The organism is Bremerella alba, from assembly GCF_013618625.1.
GTDB lineage: Bacteria > Planctomycetota > Planctomycetia > Pirellulales > Pirellulaceae > Bremerella > Bremerella alba.
Genome location: NZ_JABRWO010000022.1, coordinates 16,736 through 28,757, shown reverse-complemented (window position 1 = coordinate 28,757; position 12,022 = coordinate 16,736). Strand labels below are relative to the sequence as shown.

The 12,022-nt window shown below is 54.6% G+C and carries 13 protein-coding genes; 10 read left to right on the top strand and 3 right to left on the bottom strand.

Translation table 11 applies throughout. From position 1 onward, the window contains the following. Positions 1 to 29: 29 nt before the first annotated feature. Genes HOV93_RS24820 through HOV93_RS24810 form a run of 3 tightly spaced genes read right to left on the bottom strand, consistent with a single transcriptional unit; the run spans position 30 to position 3,469 of the window. Positions 30 to 1,445 (bottom strand): TadE/TadG family type IV pilus assembly protein, encoded by a 1,416-nt coding sequence (locus tag HOV93_RS24820; protein ID WP_207399252.1) that lies wholly within the window; start codon positions 1,443 to 1,445, stop codon positions 30 to 32. Positions 1,446 to 1,457: 12 nt separating this feature from the next. Continuing rightward, on the bottom strand, positions 1,458 to 2,885 hold the full coding sequence (locus HOV93_RS24815) for a sulfatase-like hydrolase/transferase (protein ID WP_207399251.1): 1,428 nt from the start codon (positions 2,883 to 2,885) through the stop codon (positions 1,458 to 1,460). 32 nt (positions 2,886 to 2,917) lie between these two features. Continuing rightward, a complete protein-coding gene (locus HOV93_RS24810) occupies positions 2,918 to 3,469 on the bottom strand; it encodes a TadE/TadG family type IV pilus assembly protein (RefSeq protein WP_207399250.1) in 552 nt (183 codons plus the stop codon). A gap of 346 nt (positions 3,470 to 3,815) precedes the next feature. Here HOV93_RS24810 and HOV93_RS24805 point away from each other — a divergent pair, with 346 nt between their 5' ends. The 10 genes from HOV93_RS24805 (at position 3,816) to HOV93_RS24760 (ending at position 12,004) form a co-directional block, all read left to right on the top strand. Continuing rightward, positions 3,816 to 4,001, top strand: a complete 186-nt coding sequence (locus tag HOV93_RS24805; RefSeq protein ID WP_207399249.1) for a hypothetical protein — start codon at positions 3,816 to 3,818, stop codon at positions 3,999 to 4,001. 62 nt (positions 4,002 to 4,063) lie between these two features. Then, complete coding sequence (locus HOV93_RS24800) at positions 4,064 to 4,597, top strand: TadE/TadG family type IV pilus assembly protein (RefSeq protein ID WP_207399248.1); 534 nt, start codon at positions 4,064 to 4,066, stop codon at positions 4,595 to 4,597. Positions 4,598 to 4,673: 76 nt separating this feature from the next. Then, positions 4,674 to 6,254, top strand: a complete 1,581-nt coding sequence (locus tag HOV93_RS24795) for a hypothetical protein (RefSeq protein ID WP_207399247.1) — start codon at positions 4,674 to 4,676, stop codon at positions 6,252 to 6,254. Beyond that, on the top strand, positions 6,251 to 7,468 hold the full coding sequence (locus HOV93_RS24790) for a hypothetical protein (protein WP_207399246.1): 1,218 nt from the start codon (positions 6,251 to 6,253) through the stop codon (positions 7,466 to 7,468). Before HOV93_RS24795 ends, HOV93_RS24790 begins: the two co-directional genes overlap by 4 nt. 34 nt (positions 7,469 to 7,502) lie before the next feature. Next, positions 7,503 to 7,916, top strand: a complete 414-nt coding sequence (locus HOV93_RS24785; RefSeq protein WP_207399245.1) for a Flp family type IVb pilin — start codon at positions 7,503 to 7,505, stop codon at positions 7,914 to 7,916. After that, on the top strand, positions 7,916 to 8,332 hold the full coding sequence (locus HOV93_RS24780) for a hypothetical protein (RefSeq protein ID WP_207399244.1): 417 nt from the start codon (positions 7,916 to 7,918) through the stop codon (positions 8,330 to 8,332). Before HOV93_RS24785 ends, HOV93_RS24780 begins: the two co-directional genes overlap by 1 nt. 133 nt (positions 8,333 to 8,465) lie before the next feature. After that, positions 8,466 to 8,828 (top strand): Flp family type IVb pilin, encoded by a 363-nt coding sequence (locus HOV93_RS24775; protein WP_235991012.1) that lies wholly within the window; start codon positions 8,466 to 8,468, stop codon positions 8,826 to 8,828. Between the two features lie 249 nt (positions 8,829 to 9,077). After that, entirely contained in the window at positions 9,078 to 9,650 is a 573-nt protein-coding gene (locus HOV93_RS24770; RefSeq protein WP_207399243.1) for an A24 family peptidase, read from the top strand. 76 nt (positions 9,651 to 9,726) lie between these two features. Further along, positions 9,727 to 10,614 carry a Flp pilus assembly protein CpaB gene (gene cpaB, locus HOV93_RS24765; RefSeq protein WP_207399242.1) on the top strand — a complete coding sequence of 296 codons (888 nt, stop codon included), beginning with the start codon at positions 9,727 to 9,729 and terminating at the stop codon, positions 10,612 to 10,614. A 76-nt stretch (positions 10,615 to 10,690) separates the two neighbouring features. Further along, positions 10,691 to 12,004, top strand: coding sequence for a CpaF family protein (locus HOV93_RS24760; RefSeq protein WP_207399241.1), 1,314 nt, complete (start codon positions 10,691 to 10,693; stop codon positions 12,002 to 12,004). The last annotated feature ends 18 nt before the right edge of the window (positions 12,005 to 12,022 follow it).

The following is a 12,022-nucleotide window of genomic DNA, read 5'->3' as shown; positions in this document are numbered from 1 at the left end:
GATAAAATGATCGATTGATTGACCCTATCTTAATTCATGGGAGGATCGCACTGAAACACGTCGACGCGAATCAGTTTTGGGTCATTCGTCTCGCAATCGTAGTAGGCGGTGGCCTTCGCGCTAACACCCCAGGGCCCGAGATTAAATCCGCAAATGGACTGAACGACGCTCTGAACACCGATGGTCGCTTGAGCACGCACGGCGAATAGTGCTCCGCCGGGTCCTATGCTTTCCGCGATATAAGACTGACCGTTGTTGTTGTTTCCACTTGCGGCCGGGCATGGCAGATCTTGAATACCAGATGGATGAACAATGTAGTGGTCATTCCCTAAGTCGTCTTGCGTGGCAGGTGGATTGCCTACACAGGAATTGCTAGGTTCGTCGAAGTCCGTGTAATAACTATCTAGAATTAGCCCTAAGTCATCGCCATCGTTGGAGGCGTAAATACGAACGATCGTGCCATTTTGGCCAGGCGTCGGTATCGTCCTACCAATATCATCACCGCCGACTACCGAATTACCATCAAGGACACGAGCGGCAAAACGAAAGCGATCTCCGGGAGCGAGTCCGTCTTGCAGGAAGTCAATCGTTAAAACGGTCCCCCCGTCAGCACCGGAGAACACAACATCTGTATTGGGGTTTAAATGGCCGCCTACGAAGAAGTTATCCTGCTGTCCGTCAATTATCTCTGAAATATTATCCGTAATTTTACCGATGTCTGTACTGCTTGGCAGAAATTCAAACTCGAAATTATCAGGACTGACGTCAATCTCAATTCGATAGATCCGAAATGAACTATTGATGTCTTGATCGGAGCTCGTCGTGAGTGACACACCCCATTCGTTTCCATCTGAATTTCCAGCACCAAGGTTCCCTTGTGCCGTCACATCCATCACGATCAACGGCGAGTCTGCACCGCCGCCAAAGCAACTTGGCTCAACATCCGCATTAAAAATAACACTCTCTGCGGGGTTTCCCATATCTTCCGTTTGAACGATCGCCCCGAACACCATCACGCCTGGCTGCAAATAGCTGTTGTAGTCAGATATATCCGAACAGACCAAATTCTGATTTGGATTTGGCGACATGCCGCTGTTGTCATAATTGAGACGATCGGGGCCGTTGCTGAACGCAGTATTAAGCGTCATATCGGTCAGGTCGACGTCTTGCCGACGCACCGGATTAGCGATCGAGAACGCATTACCTACTTCACGGGCATCTAGCGTATCCCCACCGCCTGATTCAGCCCATTGCTTCACCGCTGCTAAAGCATTCGCTTCCAGGCTTTGCTCTAGTTCAACCCGGGCAAGCCAAATGTTACCGATCTCGACGGCAAATACCAAAAAGAGCACCAAGGCCGGAAAGGCAATAATGATCCACAGCAGCGAAACGCCACGCCGGGCACGCTTGCTCAGGAAGTCGAATCGTCGATGGAGTTGCGTCATGGAGAGGGTGCTCTAGAAGTTCATCTTGGTTCGATTCGGACCACTACCGGACAACCCTTGAAGCACCTGAGGATGCTGAGCGGCCACGTTGTTTAATTCTCGTGGATCGTCTGGCAGAAAGAAGAGTTGCTGGGAAGAACCAAAAATGGCCTTCCACGGCCCTTGCCTAATCGCGAACTGGTCTTCATCGCTAGGGTTAGTCCAGCGAAAGCGGCGACTCGACGTCGGTTTACCATCCATCCACGGTAGAAGCGACATTCCGTTGTGCGGGGGAACTCGGCTACTGGTGATCACACCGGCCAGAGTCGGAAGCACATCTAGCAGGCCACATGGCTCTTCGATTTTGGCAACATTATTTTTGGTGGATCGATAGATCATAAGCGGAACCTGGAGATTGCTCTCGCTGAGCACTCCCTTTTTTTGCGGCTGGTCCGCACCAGGCAGACCAGCAACCACCATAACCATCGATCGCCCGCTTCGCGCGACATGCATCGCATGGAACAGCCGCCCGATCGACTGATCGATTTCGGCGATCTGCTGCGTACGTATTTCCTGATCGTGCGATGTGACCGAGAAATGAAACTCGACGTAGACGGGACGTTTCGTAGGACGATTCTGCAGCAACTCGCGAGACTGACCCACGAGAAGTTCTGTCGTGGAAACGTTGTCGTCGGCATCTTCATTTAAGTTGGAAACGATCTTTGCTTCGGCGCCATTGAAGCGCAATTTCGTGGGGAGGCCTGTCTTCTCGTCGACTACCGCCAAAACATCTTCATCGTATTGGCGACGATCGTGAGCTGACATCCAATTCGCACCATCCACAAGAATCGTTCGATAGCCAGAGTTCCACATCATCTCAGCTATTCGATTATCTCGTGCTTTTCCTTTGCTGAAGCCTGAGCCGGTCTCCAGCATGAACCTTGCGATATCAACCGTAGGGCCTGCGTAGCATGACTCGAAGACCGTTCCTTGCTCGGCCAAAGCTTCAAGCAGTGGAGTCTTGCCGGGCTCGCCGTAGAAACCAAGTTCATCCTTAGTTACCCCTTCCAACACCACCAGCATCACCAACGGCGAGTTCTGACCGGGAATGCGGATCTGGCGATTGGCGTTTTTCATTGCACTGCGAATCTCGGATTTGACACCGGACAAGCGTCGATCCGCGTCTTCAATTTGATCTCGCAGTCCGTTTTCTGAGTCTTTGAACACCTCGCCATGCGAGGCCAGCATGCCATCGAGAGCCCGAGTGAGCGGATTTTGCATCTCCGAGACGTGAGGGTTGTCGTCGGCAGTCAGTGCTTGGGGATCGGCTGTGAGTTCCGGAAGCGTCTGCGCGGTCGGTTCTCCTTGTGCCGTGGGCGTGTTCGCGGCATTGCCACTGCCTGAACGCCATGCATCGGGCCAGAGAATCGCCGCAGCGATGACCAGCAATGCAAAGAGCACGATCGATCTACCTATCCAATGCATCGAGGATCTTACGGGTTTGAAGGAACGAAGTTGACCCGAGACAGCTCATGACGAAATAAACTCGTCATCATGACGTCACGTCCGGAGTAATCGACGCCAAAACAAGCCATGGCATTGGGTGCCAGACGCGTTGTCGGAATACAAATAGTCACTTGGACATAGTGATAGTTCGGATAAATCGTCGCTGGGGGATCGCATCGTTCCGTGAAGAAGAGTTCGCTTTTAAGCACGGTCATAGTGCTCGGGTCGTATACAGAATAATTCAGCTGCACGCGCCCGACCGTTTCAATCGATTCGTCAAAAGCTAGAATCCCGCCATGCCGCAGAACTTCGTCGATCGCATCAACAATCGCTTCATGAGGATTGTTCTCTGTTCCATCAATGACCAACTCTGCGGCAACCATTGCGCCGGCGCGACTGGCCATCTTGAGCGTTTGCTGATTGCTCTGAAGCAAGCCGAATTGAACAACGGCAAGCAGCAATACGAGAACGATCGGCAAACCGATGATGATCTCCAGCAGGCTGGCCGCGCGGCGTTTCGATTTGCGAAACTGCACCATGGATATACCAACTCCCCCCAAATACGTGACGATAGCTCTACCTATAATCACCAGCAACCGCTTTGCCAAACAGAATGCGGCTCTTCGGCAAGCAAACCAGAATTCCCCCTAAACACCCCACTCAACGAATTCGCTGGTTTCGATGTATTTTTTTCAAAATACCAAGGTTAGCTAGTTGAAACAAGGTTTCGTGCTTTTAAACTGAAACGTGTTCCACTTGAATTGACTATATGAACTAGTCAGCCCAAGTGGAAAAGTTCCTGGGAATTTACTGGCTTTTCTTAAAGCCTGTGATCATTTTATGACCTAGGGCAGGCAGCACATCTTCATGGGCAGAGGATTAACCATGACTTGGTTTAACAAGCAAATTCGACAGCTGGCGGGTGATTGTCGAGGCAGCGTATTCGTGGAATACCTGCTCTTACTCACGATCGTCGGCATTGGTGTTATCGCTGGTTTGGCTACCGTTCGCGGGTCTCTCTTGAACGAACTGCTGGAATTAGCAGAAGCCATAGCCAGTCTCACTCCGTAGAAGATCTCTCGCCGAGAGATCTTGCGGAAAAATACTAACAGACGTTTCGGGGGAGCGTACTGGTGCAATCTTATTCCTATTCCGGAGTGCGAAGAGCGCGACGCGGCATTCAGGTGCTCGAAGTCTTGCTGCTCTTTCCGGTGTTGCTGATTGCAACTTTCTCCTTCTTCGTTCTTGGACCAACCGTTACGGTTCGACAAACCGTGCAACACGCAGCCGAAGAAGCGGCACGCGAAGTCGCCAAGAAGACCGGAACACAAACCACGACCATTATCGCCGAGGAAGTCGTAGATCAGGTCCTAGCCGTACACGGTTTGGACCTCTCCATGCCCGGTATTCGTGCCGACGTGTGGGAATATGACGTCATCGGGGGCTCGATTGTCTCGACAGAGCTAGGCGACTTGAGCCTGCCAGATCCAATCCAGCCCAATGGAATTGTCGACCCGAACCAAGATCTCGACGACCCCAATCAGGTCATCGTCCAGGTCACGGTTGCTATAGGCGATACGCCGATTCCCAAAATATTAAGCAACATGAATTTCGACATCACAGGCCGCTACCTGGTGCATCGCGCATCGGCCTTTCGAGATCCTTAGACACGTTTGAAAGACCATTGTGATTCGCACGGATTCGCGAATCCTTTTCCGCATGGATGCCAAGCAGCACGCGTAAATGTCTGTTGGCACTTTGTCCACGTACCAAGAATCAACCCTGAATACCAATCGATACGAGCTGGAATCCCTGCTCAGTGATCGGTTCGTGCTCACCTGGCGACACCTTTCGGTCGTGGGGTTGGTCTGCGTTCTGTTTGTACTGCTCAGTTTCACGCCGCTGACCTCCCATACCACGTGGCTATTCGCGACCCGGGGAGAAGCCATTCTCGCGCAAGGGCAACTGCCGACGACCGACGTCACGCAGTCTCTCTCGCAAGGAATGGACTATCGCGAGACCTCTTGGCTTGCGAGCATTTTTTGGGCGGTCGTGGCCCGGCAATCGCTCGAGGCTGTTTCCTGGGCAACCACGCTACTTGCCACCCTCGCCATACTGCTTGTAAGCATTCCCTTATGGCAGGCAACGCGAAATTCGCTCCTCACGGGGCTAGGCATTTTGTGGTTTGCTTTGTTTGCCTGGAGCTCGTTAGGCCTTGGCGGATCGTTGCTTCTGGTCCTTCCACTCTGGATCGGAATGATTGTCCTCACCCTACGTGGCAGCAAAAACATCACGCTCCTCCAAAGCGGCGGCACACTTGCCATCGTCTTACTGTGGGCCAATCTTGATGCCTCCGTTTTCGTCGGGGTCAGCTTCCTGGCTTTGGCATGGTTGGGCAACTCGGCGACCACGCTAATCGAAAATAACAACCACTGGAAAAAGCTCTTCCAGGATCGAAATTTCCAAGTCGCAGCCATAACGCTCGAGCTTTCCCTGCTCGCAACATTGCTGACGCCGCTGGAAATTGGCCTTTGGACGGAAGCCTTCCAGGCCTGGTCGCTGCGTGATATGCCACTCGAAGTCACCAGCATCGCCGGGCTTTGCTGGTTGGTGGCGATGGTTCTGCTAGGGGTCATCCTGCGCAAGCATCAAGGACGACTACCAATCGTCGAAGTCCTTACCGTTTCTGCGTTGGGCCTAGTCTGTCTTTCGTATGCGTCCCATCTCGTTTGGTTCGCTCCGCTGGCAGTCTTAGTGCTCGTTCCCCGGATACAAACGGCCCTGGGCATTGCCGCTGATCCCGCTCTGGTTCCGCCGGTTACCAATGATGAAGCCGAAGCCAAGCCTCCGATGCTGCGTTTCGCTTATTCGCTTGGGGCCGTGCTGCTCTGCTGGATCGCTTTCGCCATTTCGCCCCTCAGTCAAGCAGTCTTAGGTGGTCAGCCAAGGACGATCGGGCAATTGTTCGACAGCACCACGCCGGTCGCGGCCACGCGGTACCTGCGCGAGAACCCAATCGATGGCATCGTCTTCGCACCGGCAGCCTGGGGTGATCTGCTGCAAAGCCAACAAGGTGGACAGGCCGACGTCTTCGCCACGACATCGATGATTCATCTGCCGCAACAGGCCAAGTACGACTACAACAAGCTCAACCGAGGCGAAACGATTTGGGATTCAATCGCCGATCGTTACGACATCCATGCCTTGGTGATCGACAAAAAGAATCAGTCCGCACTGCTGGAAACCGTTCGCGATAGCGACGAAAACTGGCAGGTCGCGTTCGAGGATAACCTCTCCCTCATCATGCGAAGGAGAGGCCAATGATGCGGAACCAACCAGCGACGCGCCGCGGCTTTGGCCACGCAGGCATGGTGTTTGTCCTTTCCCAGGTACTTTTAATCGGTGGGATCGCGGTCGCGGCTGTCTATGCCTTGCCCAGTAGCGTCGATCCTGTCCCTTCACTACGCAACGAACCTCGCTCGGTCACGCTGAACTACAACTGGCCGCACGTCATCACCGACGCGCAGCTTACCTTCGTGATGACCAAGCTTCGTCCGCAATTGCGTCACGAGCGTCCCAAGATCAACCACGTCGACCACGCACTGCGTTGCTGGGGGCAAGCGGCCTCGTTTGAAGACCCCAGTTGCCTTAGCGGTGCCGAGATGGTCGCCATGCTGACCGACCAAAACGCCTATGCAGCGTTCTGGGGTGACGACGCCGCACCACTACTGCTCAGGGGTGAATTTGGCCCAGGCTTCCGCACGCAAGAAGGCGAGGCATCGGCCAGCCACGTCGACCACACATTAGGAACATTAGCCGAGATCGGCATTCCGCTCGATCACCCCATCATTCTGAAAGATCAAGTTTCGCCGTTGGTCGTCAAGCAACTACTGGTCGCGGCCATGCTCGACTTCCGGCTCAATCAAAAGGAATACGAGTGGACGACGGTTGCCGCCGCGTCTTATTCCACCGGGCCCACGCAGTGGCTTTCGCAAGATGGCGAGTTGATCACGTTCGACTTGCTCGCCGAGAGGCTAATGCGGCAAGACTGGGTCGATGGCGTTTGCTACGGCAACCATCGGCTGTATGCCCTGGCCATGCTGCTGCAGTTTGACGATCAGGCCCAGTTGTTCCGCGAAGTGGAAACCCGCCAGAGGGTGTTGGCCCACTTAAGCGAAGCGACGTCTCGCCTGATCAAAAGCCAAGCGGCCGAAGGGTACTGGGACGAGAACTGGGAAGACGCCACTCGCCCTGCCCAAGAGGCGGAAGCAGGCGGTCCCACGATGCGTCGCATTTTGGCAACTGGTCACGCGCTCGAGTGGTGGGCCATCGCTCCCCGGGAAGTCCTTCCACCTCGCGAAGTGATCGTCCGTGGTGCCCAGTGGCTGGTCGTCGAAATCGAACAAATGGAAGCCGCTTCGGTGGTCAAAAATTACACATTTCTCACGCACGTGGGACGCGCATTGTGTTTGTGGCGGGGCAAGTTCCCGCACCAGTTAACTCCCTTACAGAATCCACCAACCGGCGCGGATGGATAACGCCGGAGTTCCTCATAGATATAGGTAGCATGCCATGTTGACTACGCTGAAGAAATTATGGAACGACGAACGCGGGTTCGTGAACTCGATGGAATTGATCCTCATCGCGACACTCGCGGTGCTAGGCCTGATTGTTGGCTTGGCGACTTTCCGCGATGCGGTGACGCAAGAGCTAGGCGACTCGGCGGCAGCCGTAGGGCAGTTGAATCAATCCTATAGCGTATTCGTTGGAGACAACAACGCAGGCGGGATGAATCCAGGCCCCCAGATCAACGAGAACAACGGCGTGGTGACGGTGACCACCAACTTACAGTTCGTCAACACCCAGGCCACCTTCAACAACTTCAGCTACGAAGACCTGCCCGATGAAGGGGACGTTCCAGATGTGGCTGGCGATGCCCCTGCGGAAATCACCTTCGTTGCTCCTACTAACGAAGGAGGTCCGTAATGGACTTACGTCTACCCAAATCATTTCGCACCACTAAGCGGCGCGGGAACACGGCCGTTATGGCGATGGTGCTGCTGATCACCCTCCTAGCCATAGGGGTGATCGTGGGAGGTGTCAGCCTCCGTAATCAAATCGTTCAAGAGTTCGGCGATGCCGCAGTAGCACTCGACAACCTCGATCAATCCTATTCCTACTCGATCGACATCGATACGAACCTCAATGGTGACTTCACCGATGATGGGCCGATCCAGTGCTTTGCGGAATATATCGATCCGGCACCAACGTTAATGGATCCGGCTGCATCGGATGCCAACGATCCATCCGATGGTGCCCCTGCTGGAATCATGTTTATTCCGGTAGATCCCAATAATCCACAAGAAGCGGGCGTTCCCATGCCTTCGGGAACGCTTCCTTAACCAAATCACTTTGATTGTTTGGAGTGAACCTTCCTGCCCAGGGGCAGCATTAGGCCGAGGCGGTCGGCCTAGGACACGTCACGAGCGGGAAGTAACTTTTTCGTGTGTTTTTTATCTTTAGGAGAATGAGCTAATGAGCCTCATTAAGCGTTTGTGGAACGACGAAGCTGGTTTCGTTGTCTCCGCTGAATTGATTCTGATTGCAACGATCGCTGTCCTCGGTTTGATCGTTGGCCTGAGCTCCGTTCGTGACGCTGTTACGAGCGAACTATCCGACGTCGCTGGTGCTCTGCAAGACGTGAATCAGTCGTATAGCTACTACAGCATCATTGGTCACTCGGCCGCAGTTGCTGGATCTGACTATACCGACATGACCGACTTCTGCGACGGTGTCGAAGACACTGCCGACTCCGATGACAATTGCATCGAGCACACTGGCGGTCCAGTCAACGAAAATTCGACTGCTCCAGTCGGCAGCGTAGCAACTGGCAACTAAGCCATCTGCTTTGAGTGAATTGGTTGTTTTCGCGTGTCACTCTGTGTACGCCTGAAACGACAACAAGCGAGTTAAGGGCGAACCAGACTGGATCTAAAAGCTAGTCTGGTCGCCTGCACTCGCACCATTTTTTGACCTTTGGAATCTACCGCCATTCCTTAGGTCAGCCTGTGTTGGACCCTTAAGAGATTAGCATCACGGAGATTTAGCGTCGAACACAGCCTGACTTAAGGCGTGTGAAACGTCCGAATGTTGTTTTTCGAGCACCCCACCATCATGATCCCACAACTTATCATTTTGTTGTTTGTCGCTGCGTACACCGCCACCGGTGCTGCGTGGGACATGAAGACCCGCAAATTGCCCAACTGGTTGACGGTCAGTGCGTTCGGTCTCGGTTTGGTTTTCCATACCGTGGTTGGTGCATTTACCGAACAAGGCGCGATCGGCGGACTGCTGTTTTCGCTGGCCGGTTTTGGCGTGGGCTTTGGCATTCTGTTCGTTCTGTTCGCCATTGGCGGCGGAGCTGGCGGCGATGTCAAATTCATGGGGGCACTCGGAGCCTGGGTGGGCTGGAAAGCCATCCTGATAATTTTTATCGGCAGCGGGCTGATCGCAGCGATTAGCCTGGCTGTCGTGTTTATATGGAGTCTGATCGCCGGTTCCGCGCAAGCGAATGATGAGGAAAAGCAACAATCCTTGTCCGATCGGCGTCTGATTCCCTACGCGATCCCCGCAACGATATCTGCCTGGCTCGTGCTGGGGGGATTATTCACGTTGAAATGGGTAGCCACTTCGGGATCGCCAATTACACTAGAAAACTAATTCAACAATCGCTGCGAATTCACTCGCACATACTCGGAGTAGACGAGCAATGAGGGTAAGTCCGGGAACACTTCTTTTGGGCGTCGTAGCAGTCATGTTTGGACTGCTGGGAGCGTACATTGTCCAAAAGAACATGCATCAACCTCAACCAGTCGCCGTGGCCAACGCACCGCAAACCTACTCGGTTCCGCGAGCAAGTATGGACCTGACGGCCGGTCGAGAAGTCACCATGGGTGACATCATCATCCACAAGTTAACCGCGCAACAAATGCGAGACCAAGGTCTGCCGGCTTCGTACATGCCTCGGCCATCGGACATCATCGGCCGCACCGTGCGGATCGATCTGCCCAAGGGTTCGTCGTTTGACACGCACGTCTTCTACCCAGAAGGAACGGGCCCAAGCATCGTCGAACGCCTAGACCCCGGTATGCGTGCCGTGACCATCAAGGTCGCATCCGACGAAGCAGTCGACATGTTCGCCACGCCAGGCACCTGGGTCGACGTGCTGTTCCGAAGCGAAGAAGACAGCCAGGAAGATCTGCCGGAAATGACCGTCAGCTTGCTTGAAGGCGTCAAGGTCTTGGCCGTCAACAGCACCACTACCGAGATGCGAACGATCCGCGGCCAGCGTGAGTCTCGCCAACAAACGTCGGTCACGCTTTCGGTCACGCCAGATCAAGCGGTCGCATTACGCGTGGTCGAAAACCGCGGCACCATGGCTTTGGCCCTGCGTCACCCTGACGATGTTCACGCCAATGCCCAGTTCGCCGGGATGACCATGGACGAGCTTTTGAATCGTCCCGTCTCACGCGAGCGGATTGAAGTTTACCGTGGCCATTCGATCTCGCAGGTCGAATTTCGCGAACGCTTCCGAGCGAACTTCGATCCTGAGAAGCTGGCCAAGCAAAACCTGAACAAGCAGGCCAAAGCCGACCCGCCTGTGAAAGCAGAAGCCGTCAAGTAACCGCGACTGCAACGATGATGCCGCCTGCCAATCACGGCTCGCGGCCTGGTTCTCCTTTTTCCCAACTGGCCCGGCCATGATTCGATTTACCTCTTCGCAGCCCAAGTCGGAAACGCCTCTTAGCGAGATCGATTTCCAATGTCTCAAGGCGGACATCCACGAGCAGTTGGTCGAGTCGCTGGACCTATCTCTGGTCGCACGAATCGACGACGAGCGGATGCGGACCAACGTCGAGAATCTGGCCAAGGAAGTCATTCGCGACTATCGTCCGAAGATCGACAAAGACCTCCACCCGCGACTGCTGGAAGATCTTCAAGCCGAGGTATTCGGCCTGGGGCCACTCGAACCGCTGATGGACGACCCAACGATCAGCGATATTTTGGTCAACAACGCCCACGAAGTTTACCTGGAACGCCTGGGTCGGCTCGAAAAGTCGGACATCGTATTTGCTGACGACGCCCACCTGATTCGGATCATCCAACGCGTCGTCGCCCGCGTCGGTCGCCGGATTGACGAAGTCAGCCCTATGGTCGACGCCCGACTGCCGGACGGTTCGCGTATCAACGCGGTAGTTCCCCCGCTGGCCTTGAATGGGCCCAAGCTTTCCATTCGCCGTTTTGGTGTCGAGCATCTTCGTCTCGAGAAGTTGCTCGAGAACGAAACAATCAGTCAACCGATGGTCGATTTCCTGGAAGCCGCCGTCCAAGGTCGTGTCAGCTTCATGATCTCTGGCGGTACGGGTGCCGGTAAAACGACCATGCTCAACGCTCTGAGCAAGTCGATCCCTCACGACGAACGCATTGTCACCATTGAAGACTCTGCCGAACTTCTGCTGCAGCACTCGCATGTGGTTGGCATGGAAACACGCCCGGCGAACTCGGAAGGGCAAGGAGCCGTCACCCCGCGTGACCTGGTTCGCAACAGCTTGCGTATGCGTCCCGATCGTATTCTCGTGGGCGAAGTCCGCGGGGCCGAAGCTCTGGACATGCTGCAAGCCATGAACACGGGTCACGAAGGCTCGCTAACGACAATTCACGCCAACGACGCCGCAGATGCTTTGCACCGCTTAGAAATGATGGTGGCGATGGCCGGCTTCGAATTGCCGGTCAGTGTCATTCGCCGCTACGTTGCCAGCGGCATCCGCATCATTGTTCACGTGGCGCGTCTCAAAGGTGGTGTGCGTAAGGTGATGCGAATCGCCGAGATCGCCGGCACCGAAGGGGGCGAGTATCAGCTGAACGACATCTTCCGCTTCGAGCATCAAGGGCTCGATGCCGACGGCAAGGCCACCGGCCGATTCGTCGTTACCGGCTACCAACCGCAGTGTGTCAATCGGTTCCTGGAGTCAGGCGTTAGCATCGACACGCAAATCTTCCAGGCCACCACCTAAACCATCGCACCCCAAGAG